The sequence below is a fragment of the Ectobacillus panaciterrae DSM 19096 genome (genome assembly GCF_000430785.1).
GTDB lineage: Bacteria > Bacillota > Bacilli > Bacillales > Bacillaceae_G > Ectobacillus > Ectobacillus panaciterrae.
In genome coordinates, this window is sequence record NZ_AUMR01000070.1 from 1 (window position 1) to 24,639 (window position 24,639).

24 protein-coding genes and 2 pseudogenes are annotated in these 24,639 nt (G+C 38.2%); 13 read left to right on the plus strand and 13 right to left on the minus strand.

All coding sequences use genetic code 11. The annotated features are described in order from the left end of the window. A pseudogene (locus H540_RS29960) lies at window positions 1–220 on the plus strand (IS4 family transposase); the annotation flags it as partial. Between the two features lie 192 nt (window positions 221–412). Here the strand turns inward: H540_RS29960 and H540_RS0116335 are convergent. Next, window positions 413–688 carry an alpha/beta fold hydrolase gene (locus H540_RS0116335; protein ID WP_028401569.1) on the minus strand — a complete coding sequence of 92 codons (276 nt, stop codon included), beginning with the start codon at window positions 686–688 and terminating at the stop codon, window positions 413–415. Between the two features lie 272 nt (window positions 689–960). Between H540_RS0116335 and H540_RS0116340 the strand changes: the two genes are divergently transcribed. The 3 genes from H540_RS0116340 to H540_RS34700 all read left to right on the plus strand — a co-directional run bounded on the left by H540_RS0116340 (window position 961) and on the right by H540_RS34700 (window position 3,771). Beyond that, window positions 961–1,794 (plus strand): hypothetical protein, encoded by an 834-nt coding sequence (locus H540_RS0116340; RefSeq protein WP_028401570.1) that lies wholly within the window; start codon window positions 961–963, stop codon window positions 1,792–1,794. A gap of 413 nt (window positions 1,795–2,207) precedes the next feature. Beyond that, window positions 2,208–3,398 carry a DUF2515 domain-containing protein gene (locus H540_RS0116345; protein ID WP_028401571.1) on the plus strand — a complete coding sequence of 397 codons (1,191 nt, stop codon included), beginning with the start codon at window positions 2,208–2,210 and terminating at the stop codon, window positions 3,396–3,398. Continuing rightward, entirely contained in the window at window positions 3,295–3,771 is a 477-nt protein-coding gene (locus H540_RS34700) for a CBO0543 family protein (RefSeq protein ID WP_425388132.1), read from the plus strand. Before H540_RS0116345 ends, H540_RS34700 begins: the two co-directional genes overlap by 104 nt. Before the next feature lie 42 nt (window positions 3,772–3,813). Here H540_RS34700 and shc read toward each other — a convergent pair whose 3' ends face one another. Next, a complete protein-coding gene (gene shc / locus H540_RS0116350; protein ID WP_028401572.1) occupies window positions 3,814–5,715 on the minus strand; it encodes a squalene--hopene cyclase in 1,902 nt (633 codons plus the stop codon). Window positions 5,716–6,042: 327 nt separating this feature from the next. Here shc and H540_RS0116355 point away from each other — a divergent pair, with 327 nt between their 5' ends. After that, window positions 6,043–6,606: a beta-class carbonic anhydrase gene (locus H540_RS0116355; RefSeq protein WP_028401573.1), complete on the plus strand. Its 564-nt coding sequence runs from the start codon at window positions 6,043–6,045 to the stop codon at window positions 6,604–6,606. A 258-nt stretch (window positions 6,607–6,864) separates the two neighbouring features. Here the strand turns inward: H540_RS0116355 and H540_RS0116360 are convergent, their stop codons facing one another. Then, window positions 6,865–7,869, minus strand: coding sequence for an asparaginase (locus tag H540_RS0116360; RefSeq protein WP_028401574.1), 1,005 nt, complete (start codon window positions 7,867–7,869; stop codon window positions 6,865–6,867). 183 nt (window positions 7,870–8,052) lie between these two features. Between H540_RS0116360 and H540_RS0116365 the strand changes: the two genes are divergently transcribed. From H540_RS0116365 to H540_RS0116375, 3 genes are all read left to right on the plus strand, one after another. Then, the gene (locus H540_RS0116365) at window positions 8,053–8,394 is read left to right on the plus strand and encodes a helix-turn-helix domain-containing protein (RefSeq protein WP_028401575.1); all 342 of its coding nucleotides are present in this window, start codon (window positions 8,053–8,055) and stop codon (window positions 8,392–8,394) included. Window positions 8,395–9,295: 901 nt separating this feature from the next. Then, window positions 9,296–10,714 (plus strand): branched-chain amino acid transporter BcaP, encoded by a 1,419-nt coding sequence (gene bcaP, locus H540_RS0116370; RefSeq protein WP_028401576.1) that lies wholly within the window; start codon window positions 9,296–9,298, stop codon window positions 10,712–10,714. 355 nt (window positions 10,715–11,069) lie between these two features. Then, window positions 11,070–11,714 carry a formylglycine-generating enzyme family protein gene (locus H540_RS0116375; protein WP_211241902.1) on the plus strand — a complete coding sequence of 215 codons (645 nt, stop codon included), beginning with the start codon at window positions 11,070–11,072 and terminating at the stop codon, window positions 11,712–11,714. 187 nt (window positions 11,715–11,901) lie between these two features. Here the strand turns inward: H540_RS0116375 and H540_RS0116380 are convergent, their stop codons facing one another. Beyond that, the gene (locus H540_RS0116380; protein WP_028401578.1) at window positions 11,902–12,771 is read right to left on the minus strand and encodes a PhzF family phenazine biosynthesis protein; all 870 of its coding nucleotides are present in this window, start codon (window positions 12,769–12,771) and stop codon (window positions 11,902–11,904) included. 705 nt (window positions 12,772–13,476) lie between these two features. Between H540_RS0116380 and H540_RS0116385 the strand changes: the two genes are divergently transcribed. Beyond that, the gene (locus tag H540_RS0116385; RefSeq protein ID WP_028401579.1) at window positions 13,477–14,250 is read left to right on the plus strand and encodes an MBL fold metallo-hydrolase; all 774 of its coding nucleotides are present in this window, start codon (window positions 13,477–13,479) and stop codon (window positions 14,248–14,250) included. A 96-nt stretch (window positions 14,251–14,346) separates the two neighbouring features. Here the strand turns inward: H540_RS0116385 and H540_RS0116390 are convergent, their stop codons facing one another. The 3 genes from H540_RS0116390 to H540_RS29965 form a co-directional block, all read right to left on the minus strand. Next, window positions 14,347–14,682, minus strand: a complete 336-nt coding sequence (locus tag H540_RS0116390) for an antibiotic biosynthesis monooxygenase family protein (RefSeq protein WP_028401580.1) — start codon at window positions 14,680–14,682, stop codon at window positions 14,347–14,349. A 291-nt stretch (window positions 14,683–14,973) separates the two neighbouring features. Further along, on the minus strand, window positions 14,974–15,246 hold the full coding sequence (locus H540_RS0116395; protein WP_028401581.1) for an HU family DNA-binding protein: 273 nt from the start codon (window positions 15,244–15,246) through the stop codon (window positions 14,974–14,976). A 156-nt stretch (window positions 15,247–15,402) separates the two neighbouring features. After that, window positions 15,403–15,729, minus strand: a complete 327-nt coding sequence (locus tag H540_RS29965) for a VOC family protein (RefSeq protein WP_155891050.1) — start codon at window positions 15,727–15,729, stop codon at window positions 15,403–15,405. 300 nt (window positions 15,730–16,029) lie between these two features. Between H540_RS29965 and cspD the strand changes: the two genes are divergently transcribed. Both cspD and H540_RS0116410 read left to right on the plus strand, forming a co-directional pair. After that, a complete protein-coding gene (gene cspD / locus H540_RS0116405; protein WP_028401582.1) occupies window positions 16,030–16,233 on the plus strand; it encodes a cold-shock protein CspD in 204 nt (67 codons plus the stop codon). Between the two features lie 78 nt (window positions 16,234–16,311). Further along, window positions 16,312–16,506 carry a cold-inducible protein YdjO-related protein gene (locus H540_RS0116410; protein ID WP_028401583.1) on the plus strand — a complete coding sequence of 65 codons (195 nt, stop codon included), beginning with the start codon at window positions 16,312–16,314 and terminating at the stop codon, window positions 16,504–16,506. Between the two features lie 277 nt (window positions 16,507–16,783). Here H540_RS0116410 and H540_RS0116415 read toward each other — a convergent pair whose 3' ends face one another. Both H540_RS0116415 and H540_RS0116420 read right to left on the minus strand, forming a co-directional pair. Further along, window positions 16,784–17,329 (minus strand): MFS transporter, encoded by a 546-nt coding sequence (locus tag H540_RS0116415; protein WP_028401584.1) that lies wholly within the window; start codon window positions 17,327–17,329, stop codon window positions 16,784–16,786. Next, window positions 17,326–18,762, minus strand: a complete 1,437-nt coding sequence (locus tag H540_RS0116420; protein WP_028401585.1) for an FAD-binding oxidoreductase — start codon at window positions 18,760–18,762, stop codon at window positions 17,326–17,328. The genes H540_RS0116415 and H540_RS0116420 overlap by 4 nt, the downstream gene beginning before the upstream one ends. Before the next feature lie 441 nt (window positions 18,763–19,203). Here H540_RS0116420 and H540_RS0116430 point away from each other — a divergent pair, with 441 nt between their 5' ends. Then, window positions 19,204–19,497: a DUF3817 domain-containing protein gene (locus H540_RS0116430; protein WP_028401586.1), complete on the plus strand. Its 294-nt coding sequence runs from the start codon at window positions 19,204–19,206 to the stop codon at window positions 19,495–19,497. A 208-nt stretch (window positions 19,498–19,705) separates the two neighbouring features. Here the strand turns inward: H540_RS0116430 and H540_RS29970 are convergent, their stop codons facing one another. The 3 genes from H540_RS29970 to H540_RS0116445 all read right to left on the minus strand — a co-directional run bounded on the left by H540_RS29970 (window position 19,706) and on the right by H540_RS0116445 (window position 23,743). Beyond that, the gene (locus H540_RS29970; protein WP_245592267.1) at window positions 19,706–20,788 is read right to left on the minus strand and encodes an aminotransferase-like domain-containing protein; all 1,083 of its coding nucleotides are present in this window, start codon (window positions 20,786–20,788) and stop codon (window positions 19,706–19,708) included. 139 nt (window positions 20,789–20,927) lie between these two features. Continuing rightward, window positions 20,928–22,235: an MFS transporter gene (locus tag H540_RS0116440; protein ID WP_028401587.1), complete on the minus strand. Its 1,308-nt coding sequence runs from the start codon at window positions 22,233–22,235 to the stop codon at window positions 20,928–20,930. Window positions 22,236–22,354: 119 nt separating this feature from the next. Further along, the gene (locus H540_RS0116445) at window positions 22,355–23,743 is read right to left on the minus strand and encodes an aminotransferase-like domain-containing protein (protein WP_028401588.1); all 1,389 of its coding nucleotides are present in this window, start codon (window positions 23,741–23,743) and stop codon (window positions 22,355–22,357) included. Between the two features lie 72 nt (window positions 23,744–23,815). Here H540_RS0116445 and H540_RS0116450 point away from each other — a divergent pair. Continuing rightward, window positions 23,816–24,259: pseudogene (locus H540_RS0116450) on the plus strand (IS6 family transposase); the annotation flags it as partial. Window positions 24,260–24,294: 35 nt separating this feature from the next. Here the strand turns inward: H540_RS0116450 and H540_RS29975 are convergent. Further along, on the minus strand, window positions 24,295–24,639 hold a 345-nt coding region (locus tag H540_RS29975), incomplete at its 5' end, for an ATP-binding protein (protein ID WP_034671206.1).

Here is a 24,639-nt window from a genome sequence, read left to right on the forward strand (position 1 = left end):
ACTAAGCGAATATAAAGCAATGTACATAATTAAAGATTACTTCTTACTTTTTCATCAAGCATTACAAAAAAACACCCAAGAATTATCAAAGGTTCTCCTTCGTCTGTTTAACCTCCTACAGCAAAACGGACGAAAATCTCATCGGTACGAGAAAAAGACAGTCTTTGATATTTTGGGTGTTGTTTATAATTATACCACTCCGGCTCATCAGGTAGCATAGTTAAAAAATAAACCCATTCGGGTTTATTTGGTATGCGTACTTTTAAAACATCTGTAAAAGGTAATAAAAAACTACTTGGAAAACCTTAACTTTTATATCCAAATGTATCTTAAGTTGATGGATGTGTGGCTGTACCCCTACAGAAAGAATAACGTCTTTTTTCGCTTTAGGGATAGTTTAAAACCTTTTCTATTATGTAAGGAAGTTTATTACCAGTTCCATGAAGTATTTATGTTCTTCAACGTTTGGCGCATGCCCTGATTTCTCAAATTCAACAAATGTTGAATCTGGGATGAGCGATGCAATTTCCCTTCCAAGTTCAGGTGGGTTTAGACCATCGTACTTCCCACTAATAACCAATGTCTTAGCGGTAACCTTATTCAAATCAGGACGAAAATCAAATCCTTCTAATGCCTTATTAGCTGCCGCTTGTTGCTCCGGCGTTAGTATTACACTTTTCCCTTCCAATTCCTTCATCCTTTTTTCAACGGCAACAAGATCGTAAAAGATATACTTGAATTTGATTTTAGTAATGTATTCTACTGTTTCTTTGAAGAAACCTTTAACTTTACTTTAAGCTGACATAACATCTCATTATCGGAAGTCACTTAATCATAAAAAATCATATGCTTATGTTTTTAAATATAAAGGCTATACTTGTATTGCTCTGCAAAGTTTCTGCAAATTTATTTGGTATATTTAATGAGCAGTAGCATTTATTACAACGAAAGGGTGTCTTTATGAAAAAGTTATTGTTTGTCGTAGTATCTCTTTTGACTACGGTTGCTTTGGCAGCATGTAATAAGGATTCTGAACATAAGCAGATGCAACACGACATGGCAAACATGAATCATAACGATTCTTCAAAAGGAAAACAACAAGTTGCAGTACAAACCGATTGGAAGTTTGATCATGATCCCGAGTCGAATACAACCAACCAGTTAACAATCACAATCAAAGACAATAATGGGAAGCCTATTTCCGAATTTGACGTGAACCATGAAAAGCAAATGCATCTCATTGTTGTGAGCAAAGACTTGTCACAATATCAACACATCCATCCAACTTATAAAGGAAACGGTGTATTCACAGTTCCTGTTACGTTTCCTCAAGGTGGACCATTTCAGTTAATTGCCGATTTTGTACCAAAGGGGCAATCAGATACGGTTCAAATGCATGAGGTTTCTGTTAAAGGGAATAAACCAGCTCCTGTTAGCCTTACACCTGATAAGGCGTTAGTGAAAACTGTGAATGGTAAAGAAGTAGAGTTAAAAATAGAAGGATCATTAAAGGCAAACCAAGAAACTATGTTGACCTTTAACTTTAAGGATGCTAAGACAAAACAACCTATTACAGACTTACAACCATATCTTGGGGCCGTAGGCCATGTTGTCATTCTGAATCAAGACGCGACGAAGTATCTGCACGTACACCCGATGGATGAAAAGGCAAAAGGACCTGATGCTATGTTCCATACTACTTTTCCTTCGCCCGGTATGTATAAAATCTGGGGAGAGTTCCAGCAAAACAACAAAGTATTTATAGTTCCATTCGTCGTCGAAGTTAGTAAATAATAAAAGGCCAGCTGTTAGCTGGCCTTTTACATTCGCATAACACGAGTTATCGGCAGTTAATCTATTAGAAATTGTTTAACCATTTTGACAAATTTATTTTATCTGAAGCCCTCAACACCAGTCATCGCAACCCTTTTGGCGGTTGTACGAAAAAACGATCATCATTTATTCCTAACGTTCGTAATAAAATGATGGTAGCCGCTTTGTTAAAATACTTTTAAAAATCCGTACTAGTAGATTAAAAGATTGATTTCTAATGAACCTCCCCCACTTACTCGCTTCCGCTCCTTGAAGTGGGGGTATTCTCGCCTAATTTATGATAAATAGATTGAAAAATTTAATCATCTGATGGTTACCACAATAACCTATTCGCCCTTAAAAGAAGAACATTCATGTTAACAGGAGGGAGCGGGATGCACCACAACGATCGGAAAAGGAAATGGAACGGCTTTTCCAAGACGACTCCGTATTCTCTTTTAGATGTAAAAGATGAATTAAAGAAGAAAGGTAAAAGAAAACAAACTTCTGTTAAAACGTGGGAGCTAACGGCAGAAGAGACAATGTTAATTCATGAAATTAAAGAACGAACAAGACAACACAACAAAAATAATGTGACGCGAACGAATGCCTATTATCAGTTTTACCTCCGATACCCAGAAATACACTGGGCACTGCTTGGACATATGGTATCGCGTAATGGCGGTTGGAATATGACGGATTTAAAAGGGGAGTTATATACAAGACTATTGTCGGAAAAAGATCAACTCACCTTCTTTTCTTTTTTGGAACGAGGGAACTGGTTAATCTTCCAGGATGTGTACCCGCAATTTTTGTTGTATGAACAAAGTGTCAAAAGATCCAAAAGACTGTTTCATCTTCTACCTTTTTTCAATGTATCAACGTTTATGGAAACGATGTGGAACCATTTCTGGAAAACAGGCGATCACTATACGTTAGCCATTGCCACTGTTATTAATGAACAAAGCTATTTAGAAAAAAGGGTCATTCAAAATGCCCATTTTAAAAAGACCGTACTAAATAGTATTGGATTCAAACTTTATGATTTTTTTCGCTTTAATCATATTCTTTTGCCATTCTATAAAGATGAGACCAAACAAAAAACATTGCTAGTCGGTGATACAATGAAGCATTTCCCCTCCCTTCATGAACGGATTTTGCTGGGCAAGCGATTATACTCACTGCTGTTTCGCCGTGAGAACATCTTATCAGGAGTAGTGAATTGGGCTCATGATCATCCACATACCGGTTCGCGAAAAGACTACTGGCCGCATTTGTTTTATGATGTAAACGAATCATTCTCCCGTGCATTTTATCAACGTCGGACGAAAAAATGCCAATTAAGAAAAGGTGCGGATCGTTTATACAGCCCACGATTAATATACGCATGGAAAGATCTTAATCATGAAGAGGCGGAAAGCGAAGACTGGTTTGAAGACTGGCACATCATGGACTACTTAATCGATAAGGGAGAAAATACAGATGGGGAGATTTATGATGAATACTGCAAAACGCTTGAAAAAATTGAACTTGCCATTCTGGCCAAAAAAAACATCCTGCTCCGAGAAGAAGCAGAAGACGAGTAACCATCGGGTTTTTGTAGCCACCATCATTTTCTCTTGTTTCATCGGGACGTATTTAGACTTACTGTTTGTCGGTAAACAAATGTATGCCTTTCCAGCAAGACCATTCCCAGACGTATTTACAATCAATATCGCTTTTACATTATTGATATTGCCCATCTTTACTGCGCTCTTTTTACGAATTGCAAAAACGTTGCCTGCATTTTCAAGAATCCTGTTTATCGTTTTGATTGGACTTTGTATAAGTGTTTCCGAACAGTTTGCGGAGAATTTTGGATGGTTTACTCATAGCGAAGCATGGCGTCATTCTTATTCCTTTTTCGGATACATGATCTTCATGCTCCTTATATGGAAATTTTATCGATGGTTTCAATAATACTTTTAATTCAAAGAAAAAGAAGAGACTATGTCCCCTTTTCTAAACAAGCTCACTAAATTTCTGTTTATAGTGAGCTAATGTCAACAACGGCCAAATATACTCGTAACTATGATAATGGATGTAGAATGCTCCTGCCATTCCCCTTCCTTTTGGATAGTCTGCCGTCCAATCTTCTGGTTGCTTTATATCTACTAAAAACCTTACACCCCGTTCGATTTCAGGCGTAACTTTAGTTGAAGCTGCGATTAGTGCATCTAGCGCCCATGCAGTATGTGTACGTGTACTTACCCCTAATGGCACATACTGTTTTTCGATATCGCTTTTACAAGATTCTCCCCATCCACCATCCGGATTCTGGGTTTCGTGCAACCATTTCACCGCCTTTTGAATGGCGAGATGATCCGATGATATTCCAATAGCGGACATTCCTGTTACGGCTGCCCACGTCCCGTAAATATAACATATTCCCCAGCGTCCATGCCAGGAGCCGTCTTCTTTTTGATTGTGTAACAGCCAATCTACTCCACGTTTGATCATTCGATGATGCCTGTTCAAAAGTGTGCACTTTCCAAAAAACTGTAATGTTCTCCCCGTTAAATCAGCCGTCGAAGGATCAATCAGAAAGTCTTCTCCACCCCCAACAGGCAGCCAAGTGAGAAATTGTTGATCAACATTTTTTTCAAACGCAGGCCATCCGCCATCATTGTTTTGCATGGAAATGACCCAATTGATTCCCCGGTCCCATGACTGACGATAAGAAGTCTGTTCTATTGCGAATGCTCGAATCGCTCTTAGAGCAGCGGTTGAGTCGTCCACGTCAGGGTTGATGGTGTTAATGTTTGAAAATCCCCAACCGCCTGGCTGTGTATTTGGATTATGAATCGCCCAGTCGCCGTATTTGTAATGTTGACGGGAAAGTAAATATTGATTCGCCTTTTGAATGACCTTTGCTGAAGAAGGAATCCCGGCCTCTTGCAAAACGTAACTGATTAACGCTGTATTCCAAACGGTTGCCGTCGTATACTGTACGTGAAGACTCCCATCAATTTGAGTAATCATCGACTTTAATCCCTGAACTGCACGAGTGATGACCGGATGATTTTTCAAATAACCCCGAGCTAATAAGGAAAATATCATCAGAAAGGTTGAGCTAAAATAACTGTAAAATGTTCCGTCCGGTTCAATTCGCTCTACCATATATTGTTCTGCTCGTCTTAAAGCCATTAAGTGAAGCTCTTCGGGAAGACCTTGAAGCGTTTGAATCCCTTGTTTGATCAGCGTCAAAATCGATCGCCATTTGACCTCTTCATCCTCATTCAAATTTAAATCTTTCAAAAAAGCGATCTTCCTCTCCTGAAGCAGGTCAGATAAATCCGGAGAGTGTTTTGTTTTCATGCTAAATTGATGGTCGGCAAGAATTAAAATCGGAGCAAGGTTCGCTCTGCCGTATACAGACAGATCAAAAAAGTTGACCGGAAATGAAACCGGAAGGAGCATCACTTCAATCGGAATAGGAAAATCACTCGGCCATTCGTATTGTCCGGTTATGGCTAACATCATTTTTGTAAACATATGAGTCTTCGTAATACCACCCTTAGATACGATAAACTGTCTCGCCATTTCCATTTCCTGATCATGCTTGTTTCGATAACCCGAGTAAAGAAGAGCATAGTATGCTTCAACCGTGGCAGATACATTCCCCTCCCCCTCATCATGAAATAGCTTCCATGATCCATTTCGCTCCTGCTTGCCGATAATTCTCTCGACTAAAGCCTTGATTAATTCTTCATCATTGATTTCTAATGTCCGCAATAAGATGATCATATAACAGTCTGATGCAATACCGATCTCAAACGGATAGCGCCACGATCCATCTGATGATTGATCATTAAAAAACACATTCACAATTTGGTTGATTTCAGCCTCCACTTTATGCAACATACGCTATCAGCCCTCTCTTTATCAAAAAATATACCTTCATATACATATTCTTTAAAACACATGGAAATTCATCGGATAAAAAGAAAGGAAGAGCGATTAAAATAGATCAGCTTTGCTATTCAATACCCCTATTATCCTTTTATTACTATTTCTCCATGATTCATGAAGGAAAAGAGCCATGTATATCATATTCATGTGAGGTTTACATAACATGACATTATCGGTAGTCAACTAAACTTTATTCTCAAGAAGAATTGATTTTTCTTGATTTTTTTCATAAAAAAGAGAAAAATGATAGATAATGATTCATTACCAAGGAGGATTCTTATGAAACTGTTAGATGAAATTTTATCTTATAATGAGAATTTTGTAGAAAATAGGGAATATGAAAAGTTTCAAACGGATAAGTTTCCGCAAAAACGGCTCGTTATTCTTTCTTGCATGGATACTCGTTTAGTGGAATTGCTGCCAAAAGCGATGAATGTGGGCAATGGTGATGCCAAAATCATTAAAACTGCTGGTGCCCTTGTGTCACATCCGTTTGGAAGTATTATGAGAAGTATTCTTGTCGCAGTCTATGAACTTGGGGCGGGCGAGGTGTGTGTTGTAGGTCACTACGATTGCGGTATGGCAAGCTTAAAAGCAGAGAATACCTTGAAAAAAATGAAAGAACGTGGCGTAAGTCAGGAGAAGTTAGAGACGCTTCATTACTCCGGAGTGAATTTTGAAAAGTTTTTGCATGGCTTTGATTGTGTAGAAGACAGCGTGAAACACAGCGTAGCAACCATTCGCAATCATCCGTTAATGCCAAAGGATGTGCCTGTGCACGGATTAGTAATCGATCCAAAAACAGGAAGGTTAGACACCATGGTCAATGGGTATCATGTCTAGCTTTCCCTTTTTCTGAAACCGAATCAAAGCTGTCGAGATAAAACGGATGACTTTCTGAACATTAATAAAAAGTAGCCTGTGTAGACATCTTTCTGATTTACATAACATGTTATTATCGGTAGTTGTACTGTCCATAAAAGTAGCCCTTTATGGGCATAGCCATCAACTTTAGTGAAGTGAGTCCGATGCAGAAGGCATCGGACTCACTTTTTTTACAGAAACGGAGTAAATGGCTTGTATTTTGGGCATACTCGAATACTAGTCTTCTTTTTCAAATCCAGCAGTCGAATCCCCTGCCAAAGGAGTTTCTACAATCTCCTTGATTTCCTCTATACAATTGGTTTGTCCAAGAGCCCACATCAGCTTGGCGACGATAGCCTCTGTGTTCATATCTCCAGATAAAATAACACGATGTTGTGCAACCTTGCGTCCTACTTCATAAAGAAGCAAGTCTTCCCCTTCTTCCAAACATTGAGTGGTTATAACTACGGCAATACCAGCTTCCGTAAGTTCTTGAATTTTCGCCAACAAGTTCCGCCCCTCAAAAGGCAATCCACCGTTACCAAAACTTTCAATAATAATCCCTTTATACAAATCCTTCAGACAATCAAATATCTCTGGTTTCATTCCAGGATACAATTTCATTAGAAATACATCTGGACACAAGCTAGTATTCACTAGAAATTCGTTAGAAGAGGACGTAGGTTTCCACTGATATCGCACTTCCTTTGCGTCCACATAAGCAACGTATGGATGATTGATACTTTCAAACGCATCGTAGCTTTTTGTTCTCATTTTGACAGCCCTTGTACCGATGATCACGCGTCCATCAAATACGACGAAGACACCGCCAATATCTTCACATGCGAAGCGCAGTGCATCAGATATATTCTTTTTCGCATCTGTTTTTTTGAAGCTGATCGGAACCTGCGAGCCCGTTATGACAACAGGCTTTTGTAAACCTTGCAGCATATAGGATAACGCCGCTGAAGTATATGCTAACGTATCTGTCCCATGAGTGATCACAAATCCGTCATATTGTTCGTAATTTTGAGCAATCACTTCAGCCATTTCAACCCAATGCTCCGGCTGCATATTCGTGCTGTCTCTGTTCATAAGAATTTGACTCGTTACATCAACTGACTGAGATGTGTCCTGAAAATATTCCAGTAGTTCCTCAGCAGACAATCCAGGAACAAGTCCTTCCTTCCCCTCAACTGATGCAATTGTTCCACCTGTTGCAATTAATAATAGTTTCTTCATCGCGAACCTCCCCAATCGAGTTTACCCTTATCTAAAGTACGCATAACGCGTATGCATACAACTTATTATAAGGTTTAACTCTGGTAAAAATCAATATATGTATTCAATACGCGCACATTTTTCTTTTATATGCAGGTTTCGCATGATATAATCAATAAAAATTAACATGGGAGTAGGGATACAGTGTTACAACGATTAGTAAATCTTAGAAAGAGCAGGAATTGGTCCTTGCAAGAAACAGCCGATTGTCTCGGAATTGCGAAAAGCACCTACGCCGGCTACGAATCCGGATACAGAGTACCCTCGTTGAAGGCTTTGCTGCAAATCGCAGATTTATTTGACACAACAGTTGATTATATTTTGAATCGGACAGACGAAAAGCATCCGAAACTCGAACTGACCGAACTATTACATTCTGAAGATATTGTACTTACTCTAGATGAGATTACACTAACGATTGAGGATTTTTGTGATTTCATTGCATTCATTCAGGTGAAACGAAATGTAAAAAAGGCTCTTCATTAAGCATTTTTTTATTTACCATTTGTATTATAAGATCAGCCAGATTTTCCTGGTTAACCTTTTTATTTAGGATGTCCCCTATCGGTAACCAGGTCAGTTGGTGGAATCGTTGTTCCACCAACTGATCTGTTCATCTCCTACTTGCAGAAACATGTTTGAGGCTAGTTGGAACCATGATTTCGTAGGTTCATATATGCTTTCTCAGCTAAACAAACGGGGTAGCATACACACTTTAACGTTTTTATACACTAGGGCGTCTAACAGCTCAATACCACTCTTATAGAGTCTCTTTTCAGGAGGTTTTTTCATAATTAAAGAAAATATGGTATGTGAAATTTCTCGATCGTGCTCTTGTAAAACATAATAAGCAATGCTGATATTTTATACTGATGAGATAATCTTTAACCAAAACTCCTTAACAAAAAACGTCCCCGTTCTCAGGAGACGTTTTTGTGTTCTTGCTTTGCTATTCACTTTCTCGAAATTTGTGACTTTCATCCTCCAGGAAGTCTTAAACGCTACCTACATAGCTAGATAATAAGGTGAATCCGTTCCCTAATTATGTATAGGCTCCTGCCCCATCAAGTTAAAATTTCTTTATACTTCAAAACAAAAATTTTATCTCGCAACAGTTATTTATGAGAATTCAACTCATTTTTTCGTTTTGAGAAACAACCAATAAGTAAAGTCATCTCAAGTACGCATAATGCGTATTGTTTTGGTCATTTACAGAGATAATCACCATTATAACCTTTTTTTGTATTCAATTCGCGAACTTTTTTTCTTTTCTAGTTTATCCACCCGTGCTATAATGAGTTCGAAATAAAATTATCTTTTAAAAAATCAGAATTTTATTTTTAATAGAAAAATTAGAATTCTGATTTTAAAGCAGGAGGACAGCCAGATGGACAAAATCTTTAGAAAGAAATCTATTACAGATTTAATAGCTCAAAGTCATAACAAAGAGCTTAAACGTGCGCTAAGCTTGCTGGATTTAATACTTCTTGGAATTGGTTGTGTAATTGGGACAGGCATTTTCGTGATCACAGGAGTGATTGCTGCCAAAAGTGCAGGTCCAGCTATTGTCCTTTCATTTATCCTCGCAGGTGTTGCTTGTGCGCTGGCAGCTTTTTGTTATGCCGAATTTTCATCTTCTATACCGGTATCAGGGAGTGTATACACGTATACGTATGCTACACTGGGAGAACTTATAGCCTTTTTAATCGGTTGGGATTTAATGCTTGAATATATCATTGCGCTTGCTGCTGTTGCAACAGGCTGGTCATCTTATTTTCAATCATTAATTGCTGGATTTGGTATTCATGTTCCTGCTTTCCTTGCCTCTGCCCCAGGAAGTGGTCAAGGCGGAGTAGTTAACTTACCTGCTATGATTATTATTTTATTAATCACAGCTCTTGTGAGTAAAGGTGTAAAAGAGAGTACACGCTTTAACAACGTAATTGTTTTCCTTAAAATCGGAATCGTTTTATTATTTATTTTTGCAGGGATTAAATATGTAAAGCCTGAAAACTGGACACCATTTATGCCATTTGGTTTAGATGGAGTAGTCACAAGTGCTGCTACTGTTTTCTTTGCTTACATCGGATTTGATGTAATTGCTAATGCGTCAGAAGAAGTAAAACGCCCACAACGGAATATGCCAATTGGAATTGTAGCTTCTTTAGCTATTTGTACAATCTTGTATGTTGCGGTCTCACTTGTACTCACAGGTATGGTTCCATACACAAAACTGAATGTTGGAGACCCTGTTTCGTTTGCGCTTAACTTTGTTGGCCAAAACAGCTTAGCCGGTATAATTTCGGTTGGTGCTATTGTAGGGATTACGACTGTCTTGCTTGCACTATTGTATGCTCAAATCCGATTAACATACGCAATGAGCCGAGACGGTTTATTACCAAAGATTTTTGCGAAGGTACACCCGAAATTTCAAACGCCATTCAAAAACACCTGGCTTACAGGATTTATCGCCGCAGGAATTGCCGGATTCGTTGATTTAACAACACTTGCCCATCTTGTAAACATGGGAACATTAGCGGCTTTCACTCTCATTTCTATCGCTGTTATTGTGCTACGAAAGAAACAACCAGATTTAAAAGCAGCATTCCGAGTACCTTTCGTTCCTGCCCTTCCAGCTATTAGCGCACTTTTATGTATTTATCTATCATTGAGCTTGCCTCGTATTACATGGATTTGCTTCGCAATTTGGATTACGGCAGGAACAATCGTGTATCTATCATATTCAAGGAAACATAGCTATCTAAATAAGAAATTTGATACGGACCAAGATGAAAAAACAAGCTGAATTCTCATAAATAACTGTAGAGAGATAAAATTTCTTTATACTTCAAAACAAAAAAACGCTATTCTTTTGTAGAATCATATGAAAGGATGGCGTTTTTTTAATGCATCTTTCCATCTCTGATGTGCTTCACCTATTTTCACAGGAATTACACTAATATATGGGTTCTGGTGCAAAGCTGCCCGTTTGTTAAAAAACGGCCACAAATCTAAAGAGTTTTTTCTAGATATTTTAGGGAGATACTAAAAGAAAAATTATATTGCTTTAATGGTTCTAAACACGGTGAAATTTGTAAAACCAAGATCATTAGGAGGAAGGTAGAGTGTCAAATGAAATAAAGAGTTACATTGACTATCCAATGGTAAAAATTCCAGGGGGAGAAATAGAATTAAGAGACGATAGAATAAAAAGCAAATGGAAAGCTGAAATAAGACCGTTTCTTCTTGCCCGGTATCCTGTAACTATAGGTCTATACTATGCTATTACAAATAAATCACCTAATTCTTTTGACGGAGATCTAAAACCGGTTGTGAATATTTCTTGGAATGATGCAATTTCTTTTTGTAATCTACTTTCACAGAAAGCTGGACTGAAAGAGTGTTATTCTATAAGTAATGATGGTAAAAACATTATTTGTGATTGGGAATCAGACGGCTATCGACTTCCTTCAGAAGCAGAGTGGCAATATTCATGTAAAGCAGGGACTACTGGTTATAGATACGGAGAGCTTGATAAGATTGCCTGGTATAATGAAAATTCAGGAGGCAAAATCCATGAAATAGGAAGAAAGGAACCGAATGCATGGGGTCTGTATGATATGTTAGGGAATGTTTGGGAGTGGTGTTGGGATTTATATGATGAACAAGTGTACGGCTCCTACCGAATTTTTCGAGGAGGTAGCTGGGCTGAAGAGGCCAGGGGTTGTGGGGCTTCGTGTCGCCGTCGTAGCCATCCGTCATTTTGCATAGGCGACCTTGGATTCCGTCTTGCCCAGTCTTTTTAACTTCTACAAACAAGCCAACTTTCGAGGTTTTACAGCTCAACAAACGGGAACGATAGTTCAATTAACCGCCCTTTTGTGGGCGGTTTTCCTTTGGTCATAAATCAACATTAAGATTTAACATAGCCATTATTTTTAGAAATGCCACCACTTTTTTCTTGTATGGCTGCTGTATTATGATTTTTCACATTTAAATATCAATCCACTTTTCTTTAAATGTAGAGGTAAATCCCCCCACCTGAACATTTACGAAATTACCTGAATGAACAGATACATTTACCATAATTTCTGAAGGGCTGTCCATTCTATACCCTTGCTCAAAAGTAAAGGTTCTTTCTTTTTTTTCCGTTTTATCATTATATTTTACTAAATAACAAGCTAAAGCTGCATTTGATGTACCAGTGGCACTTTCTTCAGGAATATCGTATAAAGGTGCAAAATTCCTACAATGAGCTGTGGAATCATGTAGGGTTTCTAGTGTAAATACATGATACCCGGTTACATTGTACTTTCTGCTTATTTCAGTGATTTCTTTCATATCAGGGTTTATTTCTAATAAGTCAGTAAGACTTTTTACAGGTACAATAATGTCGCGTAAGCCTGTAGATACGATTTGGATGGGCATATTAGGCATTAACTGGACTTTATTCATACATAATGATTCTATAATTTCTTCAAAAGGTAGTACTTCTAAAAAACTCGGGAGGTTTTGCTGTAAGAAAACCATATGATTTTCATGAATTTGTACATCTAGTATTCCCGCTTTTGTTTCTGTTGTATATATTCCTGGATTTACTATTCTGTTTTGAAGTAGCAAGGAAAAAGTCGCAATCGTTGCATGTCCACATACATCTACTTCTTCATTCGGTGTAAAATATCTAATTTTATAATCTGAATTTATAGAAGGTAATAGAAAAGCAGTCTCTGAAAAACCTAATGTGCTTGCAATGACTTGCATATCCTTTTCTGTAAGATCTTTCGTATCTAGAACAACTCCTGCTGGGTTTCCTCCTTCTCCATCCTTAGTAAAGGCAGATAAAATGTATACTTTAGTTCTCAATACGTTTTCCTTCTTTCGTAATTTATACCTTGTTCATGTCATGTTCACATAATCGATGTTATCAGTAGTTATTAGCTATTTCTTTTTCTGTGAGGAGATATCTAGATAATTGTAAGGGATTTAGAGCATAATTACTATATTTCGTTTGCGTATCATATTCACTTCTATATACAACTGAATAAAAAAACCGTCTTTTTATAGTGGGGAAAGAGCATCCGGTGGAGCATAGAAGCGGTCAAACCCTTTTCCTGCCCCATACAAGGGCAAACCATAGAGAGGAAGTGCGTGCAGGCTGCCTTTTGTTCTGTATAGCAGCGTTTCCTATGTCGAAATTATAAATCATTTATATAGTTAACATAACGCTACATCATCGGAAGTATCCGTTTATATTAAGTAAAATTTGAATGCACAATAGTTTAAACTGACAGCAAATGATGTAAGCTTACGCCGGATTAAGTGTGATTAATAAATTTAAAAGATCCTTGTGATATAGAAATGTTTATTTGTGTTCACCACCAAAAATATTGACAAATATAAATAATTGTGCTATTATGAATTATTTTTGGTTGATTTTTATATTAATGACTATTATTCTATAAAATAGAAGATGCCAGAAACTGTCTGCGTCATCTTTGCAAGCTGCGTTTTTATCGAGAGTGAAATCGTTATCCGAGCAGTAAAAATCTTTAACGAAGGGCTGATAAGATGCAAACAAACGTTGGAGTAAAAATGCTGGAGGTTACTGCAATTGTCATGGGAAAGACCAATACCATTCATCCTGTACTTATTTGGGACGAAGACGGGGCGATTTTGGTGGATACGGGATATCCTGGTCAATTGCCTCTATTTCGCGAAGCGATGGAGAAAGCCGGAGTGCCGTTCGATAAGCTCAGCAAAGTAGTGATAACCCATCAGGACTTGGATCATATCGGAAGTTTGCCGGCTATGCTGAATGAGTCATCTCGAAAAATTGAAGTACTGGCGCATGAAGCGGAACTGCCGTATATTCAAGGCGAGAAACGATTATTGAAAGTAACACCAGAAGCAATTGCGCAGGCTCTTGCCTCTTTGCCGAAGGAGGTGCCGCCGGAGTGGCGCAGTGCATTTAAAGCGACGCTTGAAAACCCGCCCAAGGCCAAAGTGGACACAACGGTTGCTGATGGAGAGAAATTGCCGTACTGCGGCGGAATTACCATCATCGGCACTCCAGGTCACACTCCCGGACATATTAGCTTGTATCATCACCCAAGCAAGACCCTTATCTCTGGGGATGCCATGACCGTTGCGGACGGGCAACTGCTTGGACCAGCCCCTCAGCACACGTTTGATATGAACTTGGCGATACGATCGCTGAAAAAACTCGCACAGTACGACATTGAAACGGTAGTCTGTTATCACGGCGGTCTGTATAAAGGCAACGCGAACGAGCGCATCGCAGAATTGGCCAATGGATTACAGACAAAACAGCAAAACCGTTGAATTTCACAAATTACGCGTCCGCTCATTTCTTCTAGCGGACGCAGCTTCATGATGTCATCTTCCTCCTCAGATTCTTCAGCAATTGCTTCACTTCCATCACTGTTTGTGATCCGCAGAGCTGTCCCGTTCTACGAAACAGATTCTTGTCATGAATGAATCGTACCACTGCTCTTTCCCAAGTTTTTGTGCACGCTTATGCTCTCTGTTCTCTTTCCAAGCTTGTATATCTTCTAATGACTTCCAATATGAGATGGTGATTCCAAAGCCCGCTTCATCTCGCACGCTTTCTGCACCGAGAAATCCATGCTGTTCGGAAGCGAGCTGTACCATTTTTTCTGACATAGCATCGTATCCGTTATTACCAGCAGTGCGCTGCGAAGTAAAAATTACTGCATAATAAGGCGGTTTGGGTGTTTTAGAAATTCTGCTCAATATCTATCCCCTCCTTCATTCTTTTTGATTTTAGCAAATTCTATGATATCTAAGAACAACTGTCTTGGATAGTTCGCTCTAACTCTCTTATATTCCTCTGCAATCTCATCAAATTGAAGTTTTCGCTGTTCATCAATATAATCGTTCTTTCTTGACTTACGTCAAAATAGGAAATTTTTACAAATGTTAAAGGTTTTATTTTTTATTTAATTATTTTAAATACACTACATGAAATTTTAAAGTGTATATAAAAAGAGCGCATCCTAACGAATGCGCTCTTTTTCGTATGTATTATTTAACCGCTTCTTTTAACTCTTTACCAGCTTTGAATGCTGGCGCTTTTGTCGCAGCAATTGTAATTTCTGCGCCTGTTTGCGGGTTACGGCCTGTACGAGCTGCGCGTTCGCGAACTTCAAATGTTCCGAAACCAATCAGCTGTACTTTTTCTCCCTGAGCTAATGCGTTTGTTACTGCTTCAAAAACCGCGTTTACGGCTGCAGTCGCATCTTTTTGGGATAATTCCGCAGTTGTTGCTACTTGTTTTACTAATTCTGTTTTGTTCATGTTTTTCACCTCTGTTTTAACTACTGATGCGGTGTTTATTATACCTTACTCTTAAGCCACTGTACAAGGGTTATGCGTTATTTTTATATAAGAATTCGCTCTCCATGACTATGCGGATGAGAAATAACTAAAAATTGCATGCTATTTTTTGACTCGTTACTGATCTTCATCTCTTTTCCCCTTTTCTTTCATTATCTTCTTCCATACACTTAGATAAAGCGCTCCAAGTTCAGGATACGATTCCCCTTCAAGTACGGCAATATACTCTAATGAGTTCCCGTTGGGGTCATAAAAATAGACAGACGCTGCGGGCATCCAAGCATGGACAATCGGTTCTGTCGGCTCTAATCCAAAGCTCCTTCTTACAGATATGCCTTTTTCGTTAAGCAAATTTATTGCTTGTAACAAATCTTCATACGGTATGTGAAATGCAAAATGGTTTGTTTTAAATTGCTCCTCATTCACTTCCCAAATACCAAGCATTTGTTCCTTTTTAGCTGCATCTCCCAGCCAGAAAAATGCTGCACGTCTTTCTGGCAGCTCATATGCTAATTGAATGTCCAGGAGATGAAAAATTCACGGGATATCTCATTTTTATTGCTATTTTTACCAAACTGGGATATACTAAGGGCAAGAGAATATGCGCGAACAGAATTCACATATTGTCAAACATCAAAGGATGATGTGAAGTGCCTCTGATGATTGACAATGTGTGAATTCTTCATTTTCACTGAAATTAAGACGAGCATATTATATTTTTGTCTTCCTAAGGAGGAATTTTAAATGAAAGCAACTGGTAAAGTAAAATGGTTTAACAGCGAAAAAGGCTTCGGATTCATCGAAGTACCAGGCGGAAACGATGTATTCGTACACTTCTCTGCTATCCAAACTGACGGTTTCAAAACTCTTGAAGAAGGTCAAGAGGTAAGCTTCGAAATCGAGCAAGGCAACCGTGGTCCTCAAGCTAAAAACGTTATCAAGCTATAATTGACAGGAGGCAAGGCTGTTAACAGTATCGTTAGCAGTCTTTCTTCCTTTAGACGTACCACATAAAGGAGTGATTGTATGCATTGGAACAAAAAGAAAGATGCTTTCCAGCAAGAAAAGAAACAAGAGGAAGTCGCTGTATGGGAATGTGAGTCTGATGATTGTTTAGGCTGGATGCGCAAGGAATTTTCCTTTACCGATGAGCCGGATTGCCCTTTATGCGGTACGCGCATGAAAAACGGCACGCGTCTCCTCTACGTATTACCAGAGTAACGCGAAAAGCCAAGCTGCTTGCAGCTTGGCTTTTTTGTAAAGTAAGAAAGTATAAAATTCCGCGCTCTCTCCATTCCGTTTTTCTGTTCGCAGAATACAACACACAAAAGAACAAAACTGTTTAGTCAAAAGACACGAGGGAGGGTCGAAGGGTTTGACCGCTACTATACTTGGCAGGAGCACTATGCCCATCTAAAAAGAAAAAGGATCGGGCGGTTTTTGCCCGGTTTTTCTCGCTATTTGCTCTCATAAAGTCATTGATAAATGAGCCGGTAGTTTAACTATCGGCCCATTGTTTTGTTTTCCAAAGCAGAACAGCGCTTCCTGCGTATAAAAATGATGCTATATAAAAAATGGTTCCAATTGTTAAAAAGTCCACTAAGTATCCGGTGATAATTACGGCGATTGCGCCTCCAGCAGATGTCCAAACATGATACTTTCCAACTTCATATCCTGCATCTTTTTTCTCAATCTTCCGTGCAAGCGCTGTTTTCTCTGTATTTCTCTGTACAGCTCCTAAGCACCCCATCATGACTTGCAGTATATACACATGCCATACTTCTGTGGCAATCGGAAAACATAACATCAAAGCAGCCATTGCCCAAGAATATATGATTAATAGCTTTTTATCTCCGAACCGATCCGAAATGATACCTACCAACGGATGCACAATTGCTGATGTTAATGCAAATAAACCGTATGCCCATCCAAATTGCGAAAAGCTGTCTCCAATATTTCTCAGCAATAAAACATAAAACGGAAATACCATACTACCGGCCATGATAATCAAACTTTGCGATGTGACAAAGCTCCTATATGTCATTCTCTATACTCCTTATAAAACAGATTTACAAATCGTTCTTTTGAATCGTACTTCTTTTTTTCCATAAAAAACTCTTCTATACGCGGATAAGCTTGATGCAATTGCTGTTTTGAAGGGTATGCATAATATGGTAAATAATAGCTTCCGTCATGCTGTAAAGTAACATCTATCATTTTTTGTATCACTTTTTCTGTTTTCTCTATTTCACTCTTAGAACGCCCTTGATTAATAAGAAACACAAGGGCAAACATATCTTGCTTCGCATATGACAAAACCGCATCTTCATTCTTTTTCACATAACGTACTGTAATGTTAAGAACATTAAGATCCTCTTCCTCCAGAACATCATACAGACTATCTATATATACAGAAAATTTGTTGATCGGAACAAAATACTCTTGTAAAATCTCAGTTCGATTAGGACTTTCATACTCCATAAACGCAGTATCTGAACGCATTGCATTATTGCGAGTTTCGTACGATCCATCCGTACGTTCAAAATATTCCTTTTGTATGTTCCAAAACATGGTTTTCCCCCAACCGCTGTACCGTGACAATCCAAGAAAAAACTTTGGTAACACAATATTTGTATCCTCTTTTAACGCGCTGTATCGTTTTCTTCTTTCCTGATCGGCAGCGAGCATATAGTCTGTAACATACATTTCCTGTAAAAATGATTCTGGTTCTACAGAAATACGCGCCAAATGCATACGAACACGATCATCATTTTCAACATTTTTTCGGAAATAGGACGTATAATCTTTGTAATCTATTACTCTTGTTCTTTTTTTATACAATTCATCTTCTGTCAGCCGTAATGTTACATCCAAAACTACGCCAAACAAACCATATCCCCCAATTACGAGATAAAACAAGTCTGGCTTCTCCTCTCTGCTTATGTTTTGAATACTGCCATCAGCCATTAACAATCGAAAGGATTGTACCGTATCTATAAAAGCGTCATGCCGAATATCACGCCCATGTACATTTACACTTAAAGAGCCTCCGACAGTAAATATATTTTGTGATTGCATGACTTGCAAGGCTAAACCATATGGATTAATCACACGCTGTATGTCATTCCAGGTAGCTCCGCTTTGTACGCGAATGATTTTCTGCTTTGGATGAAATTCCAGAATTTTATTGTAGCCTTTCATATCCAAAACAGTGCTTCCAGGATAATATGTATGTCCGCCTTGACTATGCTGCATGCCGGCGATAGAGATTTTTTCATTTGAAGCATTTGCTTCTTTTATGATTTTCTGCAGTTCCGTTTCTTCTGTCATTTTTTGAACCTTTTTAATTTTTACGGGCAGCAGCCTTCCGTAATCTTCCATAACAGGCTGTGATAATTGCTCCGTATAAGTATGGATGGATAGAGTTAAACAACCTGTATAAAAAGCTGCTGCCACAAAAATTCTTTTTCCCCTCACCTTATCACTCCTAATAATGTAAAATTACACTTTTTTTAACATTATACTGGTTATTTATTGCGTATAAAACTATTTTTTGAAAAAAGCGCCATCTATCTGCAGATGACGCTTGGCTATCATAATAGAAATCATTTATCCGTTTCTCTGTTTTTTACCCTTTTTCATCATGTGATAATACGTAAATCCCAAGCATACAAAAGCTAGCGCTGAGCATACATACTGAAAAAACTTAAGAATATCCAACTGTTTCCCTCCTGTGACATTGGTTTCATCCTTATTTTCCCTTTTTCCTCGTATGCTATTCTTTGGCAATTTGATTTCTATTGTTTTTAAACAACTCATATAGATAAAGTAAGATTGTAAAAGTGTTTACATTCGTATCAACCTATTACTTCGTTTATAATATAAAAAATACCAATTACGAATTATGGAGGTGCTTATATGCTGAATACTGCTATTGGACGTCTTCGTCTTATCGGTCTTATAGAAGGCGTTTCTTATTTATTGCTTCTTGGCATTGCCATGCCTTTAAAGTATTTTGCAGGGCTTCCTATGGCTGTGACGATAGCCGGTTCCTTGCACGGGTTATTTTTTGTATTGTTTATTTTAGCCGTACTGCACGTTATGTTTGTCCATCGCTGGTCCATTATGCGTGGATTGACTGCATTCATTGCGTCCCTTCTTCCATTTGGAACGTTTATTTTAGATGCGCAGCTTCGAAAAGAATACTCTTAATAACTTGATAAAAATTTATTTATTTAAAATTCTATACTAACTCCAATTGTTTTCTTATCCAATCCTTTTTGTATCCTATCTATCGTAGTTTTCTTCAATGTTTCTTATTTACCAAGGATCATTCAATTACACAGTTGGTGAGCCAATTATAAATGTAGTTTATCAGTATTAAATAACACCAATTATAGATATCTTAAAAGAAACTCTTTTAATAAAAGAGTTTCTCTTTTTCTAATTCACGATGTACTACTTCTCCTATACGCTTCATACCCTCAATGATTTTGTCTTTAGGCATATTCGAGTAATTTAAACGTAAAGTATTATTCTTTGTGCCATTTGGAAAGAATGGGGCACCAGGAACAAAAGCAACATTATTTTTCAAGCACTCTGTAAATATATACGTTGAATCAACGCCCTCAGGAAGCTCAACCCAAATAAATAATCCACCTTCTGGCTTACTGTAAGACAAGTTCTTTGGGAAAAATTCTTCAATACTGCGCAACATTTCTGTACATCTTGTTTTATATACTGCTTTGATTTTTTTTATGTGCTCTTCCATATCGTAAAGTTCCATATATTTAGCTGTAATTCTTTGAGCAAAGCTGTCAGTATGTAAGTCAGCTGTTTGCTTAAAAGCAACATACTTATCAATGAAAGATTCGTCTGCACAAATCCATCCAAGTCGAAGACCGGGAGTAAAAATCTTAGAGAAAGTGCTCATATAAATTACTCTACTCTCTGTGTCAAAATGTTTCACAGGCGGGAGTTCCTCTCCAGCAAATCTTACAGCTCCATAGGGATTATCCTCTACAATCAGTACATCATATTGATTAGCAAGCTCAATCATTCTTTTTCGTCTTTCGAGTTTTAATGTGCGGCCTGTAGGGTTTTGGAAATCTGGAATAGTATAGATAAATTTTGTGTTAGGATGCTCTTGCAGCTTTTTCTCTAGCTCTTCCATAACCATTCCATCATCATCCATAGCTACTTCAACAAATTTGGCATTGTATGACTTGAATGCATTAATTGCTGCAAGATAGGTTGGGCTTTCACAAATAATAGTATCTCCCTCATTAATAAATAATCTTCCAGTAAGGTCGATTGCTTGCTGGGATCCTGATGTGATAAGAACATTTTCAATAGTAGAGTTGATCCCAATAACTTTCATCCTTTGACAAATAGCTTCTCTTAAAGGAATGTATCCTTCAGTCGTACTATATTGAAGAGAAGCCGCACCTTCTTCATTTAATACAGCATTGCATGCATTCTTAAGAGCTTCTACAGGAAACAACTCTGGAGCTGGCAGGCCTCCCGCAAAAGAGATAACTTCTGGTCTTTCTGTTACTTTTAATCAGAAGATTTTACTAAACGAGCTCTCTCAGCAAATTTATTTTCCATTTATAAACATTCCTTTTTCAGTTATTTTTATTTTATTTGACCTTACTCTGATTGCTAACGGCCCAAATAACAATTGGAATAAGCAGTAATGAAAGCACAGCACCAGCAATTGAAAGGGTTGCATAACTAGAATGTGCTACAACCATTCCAGATAAGCCTCCTCCTAATGCTCCTGACAAAGCAATCAAAACATCTACAGAACCCTGCGTCTTAGCCCGAGTAGATGGTGGAGTTGCATCTACAAGAATTGCTGTGCCACTAATTAAACCAAAATTCCAGCCAAGTCCAAGTAAAGCAAGTGCTGTAATGAGTACTACCATCGAATCAGCAGGTCCCATAGCAGCTAGACTGCCAGAAACAAGTAGCGTAATGGCAGAAGCAATAGCCATAACAGCACGGCCAATTTTATCAACAAGATAACCAGTTACTAAAGAAGGTAAGAACATAGCACCTATGTGAAGTCCAATTACAAGCCCTACTTCTTTCAAACCATGTCCATGGTGTCCCATATGTATTGGTGTCATCGTCATAATTGCAATCATAACAAATTGAGTTAGAACCATTACTGCAGCTCCTGCAAAAATGCCTCGCCTGTTTATCGATAACAAATTAGAATTTTCCTCTAAAAGTAAATTACTGGTTGTTCTTTGAGCATCTGATATTGCTTTTGCAACAATAAAGGGATCAGGACGAAGTAAAATTAATAGAACTAAACCAGCAAGTATATAAGCTGCAGCAGCTAATATAAATGGACCAGCTAAAGCAGGAATTCCTATGGATATAGCAAACTCACCCATTACATCCACCAGGTTTGGGCCTGCAACAGCACCAAATGTGGTGGAAACCATGGCTATACTAATAGCCTTTGCCCTTTGTGTTGAGTTTGCCAAGTCAGTTCCTGCGTAGCGTGCTTGTAAGTTTGTAGCCGTTCCAGCCCCGTAGATAAGCAGTGAAGTAAATAAAAGTAGAATGCTATTCATTAATGTTGAAATAACTACTCCAATGGCACCGATACCTCCAGCCAAAAATCCTACCGCCAGTCCAGTACGACGACCAAATCGCTGAGAAAGTCGTCCCACAAGTAGTGCAGTCCCTGCTGATCCTAAAGTAAATAACGCCGTCGGAATTCCCGCTACACTATCTGTACCTAACATGTCTTGCGCTAGAAGTGCCCCTACTGTTATTCCTGCTGCAAGTCCTGCTCCTCCAAAAATTTGGGATATGACAACAACAATTAATGTTCTTTTATATAATTGTTGTTGTTTTTCTGAAGAGCTAATGTAGCTTCGTAACCAAGCTGATTGGACGTCTAACACTTTTACACTATCTTTATGTAACACAATCTAACCTACCTTTCTAAAAAGCTAATTCTATTTCTTATAATCCTCCAACTAGATTTGAATCATCATAACACGCACAAAAAAAACCACACAACATTATAATTGTATGGCGAACAATATTAGGTAAGATCGTTTAGTAAACGTTCAAGGATAATCAATCCTCGCTCAAGCTCTTCAATCGTTTCTGGTGCACAGACAGACACCCTTACAGCTCGCTCTGGACAACTATTTCCAACTACAAAACGTTCAGCTGCATACACTTGTACCCCATGCTGTGCAGCTAACGTTTCAAATTCAGCACCTGTGATCTTGCCTGGTAATAGCAACCAACGAAATATGCCTGTTTCAACACCTAAACACGTATAGTCTGCTAAATATCGATTCACGACTTGGTTTCTACGAATTGTTTGTTCCCGATGCCCCTCAATTAAGACTTCAAATTGATTCGATACAATAGTACGTGCTGTCAGTTCTGCTAATAACGGGGAAACTGAGATATTTAAATTATAAAGCGCCTTTGAAATTGGCTCCTTGAATTGACTTGGCACTGCTACATAGGCTAGTCGTAACCCCGGTGCTATTGATTTCGATAAACTCGCAATATAGATGACCTGTTCTGGTGCAAATGACGCGACTGCTGGATGTGGTTTTTCGTTGAGGAGATGATACGTCGCATCTTCAATAATGAACTGATTATACTTTTTAGCGATTGCTGCAATCACTTTTCGATTCTCAACAGACATACAGCAAGTTGTCGGATTATGATAATCTGGGATCAAGTAAATGCCTTTAATATTGTCATTTTTACACGCATACTCAAAGGCAGTTGGACTCATTTCAGTGTTCTCTGATTTAATCGATACTAATTGTACACTAAGCATCGCTGCAGCAGTTTTTAACCCCGGATACGTATGATGATCAACACCAATACGATCCCCAGGCTGACAAAGGCTCGCCAGTGTAGCAGCAATCGCATTTTGACCGCCATTTGCAAATAAAATATGGTCAACTGTTGTTTCAAATCCACCTCTTCGGATTAGCCTCATAGCTGCATCCTTTTGCCAAAGGCTATCGCCTGCTCGACCATAACCAAACCATTTTTCATAATCCGCCTCTTGCAGCATATTTTTCAGTTGGAGTAGTAGTGGCTCATATGAAGCATTATCTGGTAGTGTCGCTCCCATTTCAATTAAATGCCTCGGCTTTATATCTTCAAGTAAATACGCATTCGATAACGCATCATACGATACAAATGTGCCACTTCCAACAGTTGCACTTAATAAGCCCTTTAACTCACACACTTTAAACGCTTTTGAAATGGTACTCAAATTTAAATCTAAATAATCGGCCAGTTCTCGCTGTGGAGGAAGTTTTGTTCCAGGTAATAAAACTCCGTTTAAAATATCCTGTTCCAATTGCCCTGCGAGTGCTTGATAAATAGGCTTTTCAGTTTTATCAATCGATGGCTTCCAGCTCATCGGATAGTTTTCAAAAGAATTAATCGGCATGATACGCGTCCTTTTTCATACAATTATATGATTGTGCCGTTTATAAAACAATTATAATTTTCTTTAATATAATGGATGTACTTGTATCGTGCAGTAGATTCCGAAGGAAATACCATTGATTTTTATCTAAGTGAATCAAGAGATAAACAAGCAGCCAAGCGCTTTCTCAAGAAAGCCTTGGCTTTTTCGTATGTTTCCAGACCACGTGTCATAACAGAGGATAAAAACCCAGCTTATCCTGTAGCAATTCAGGAGTTAACAGAGGAGAAGCGTATGCCTAAAGGCATACAAATAAGGCAAGTTAGATATCTCAACAACATCGTGGAACAAGACCATCGTTTTATAAAGAAGCGAGTTCGTTCGATGTTAGGATTGAAATCCTTTCGAACAGCCTCTTGGATGATAAGTGGTATCGAAGCCATGCATATGATGAAAAAGGAACAAGTTCACCAAAGGGTGAAGTCTGCCCAAAATGAAGTTGAGTTCATACATAAGCCGTTTGGATTAGCATCATAATTCATAGATGAAAAGGATATTGAGGTTCTATGTTTCTAACAAATCATATTTGCACCAGAATCTGTGAAAATGTATTCATCAGTGGAAACTGGAAGTATAATATCAACTGTTGTTCCCTTATTCATCTCACTTTTTATGTTTATACTTCCTCGATGCTCTTCGATAATCTTGTAACTGACCATTAAACCCAAACCTGTCCCTTTTTCCTTTGTTGTATAAAAGGGTTCACCTAACCTAGATATTAAGTCATTTGGGATACCACTCCCATTATCAATAAAACGAATACATATTTTATTTTCTTTTAATTGTGTAACCTTAATATAGATTTTACCGTTAGTTGGAACAGCTTCTATTGCATTTTTAAAAATATTTATAAATAC

Excerpts from the sequence above, each read along its gene's own strand:
- H540_RS0116340 (WP_028401570.1), top strand. The coding sequence starts at position 961 with ATGAAAAAGTTATTGTTTGTCGTAGTATCTCTTTTGACTACGGTTGCT.
- H540_RS0116345 (WP_028401571.1), top strand. The coding sequence starts at position 2,208 with ATGCACCACAACGATCGGAAAAGGAAATGGAACGGCTTTTCCAAGACG.
- H540_RS34700 (WP_425388132.1), top strand. The coding sequence starts at position 3,295 with ATGGGGAGATTTATGATGAATACTGCAAAACGCTTGAAAAAATTGAAC.
- shc (WP_028401572.1), bottom strand. The coding sequence starts at position 5,715 with ATGTTGCATAAAGTGGAGGCTGAAATCAACCAAATTGTGAATGTGTTT.
- H540_RS0116355 (WP_028401573.1), top strand. The coding sequence starts at position 6,043 with ATGAAACTGTTAGATGAAATTTTATCTTATAATGAGAATTTTGTAGAA.
- H540_RS0116360 (WP_028401574.1), bottom strand. The coding sequence starts at position 7,869 with ATGAAGAAACTATTATTAATTGCAACAGGTGGAACAATTGCATCAGTT.
- bcaP (WP_028401576.1), top strand. The coding sequence starts at position 9,296 with ATGGACAAAATCTTTAGAAAGAAATCTATTACAGATTTAATAGCTCAA.
- H540_RS0116375 (WP_211241902.1), top strand. The coding sequence starts at position 11,070 with ATGGTAAAAATTCCAGGGGGAGAAATAGAATTAAGAGACGATAGAATA.
- H540_RS0116385 (WP_028401579.1), top strand. The coding sequence starts at position 13,477 with ATGCAAACAAACGTTGGAGTAAAAATGCTGGAGGTTACTGCAATTGTC.
- H540_RS0116395 (WP_028401581.1), bottom strand. The coding sequence starts at position 15,246 with ATGAACAAAACAGAATTAGTAAAACAAGTAGCAACAACTGCGGAATTA.
- H540_RS29965 (WP_155891050.1), bottom strand. The coding sequence starts at position 15,729 with ATGCTTGGTATTTGGGAAGTGAATGAGGAGCAATTTAAAACAAACCAT.
- cspD (WP_028401582.1), top strand. The coding sequence starts at position 16,030 with ATGAAAGCAACTGGTAAAGTAAAATGGTTTAACAGCGAAAAAGGCTTC.
- H540_RS0116410 (WP_028401583.1), top strand. The coding sequence starts at position 16,312 with ATGCATTGGAACAAAAAGAAAGATGCTTTCCAGCAAGAAAAGAAACAA.
- H540_RS0116415 (WP_028401584.1), bottom strand. The coding sequence starts at position 17,329 with ATGACATATAGGAGCTTTGTCACATCGCAAAGTTTGATTATCATGGCC.
- H540_RS0116430 (WP_028401586.1), top strand. The coding sequence starts at position 19,204 with ATGCTGAATACTGCTATTGGACGTCTTCGTCTTATCGGTCTTATAGAA.
- H540_RS0116445 (WP_028401588.1), bottom strand. The coding sequence starts at position 23,743 with ATGCCGATTAATTCTTTTGAAAACTATCCGATGAGCTGGAAGCCATCG.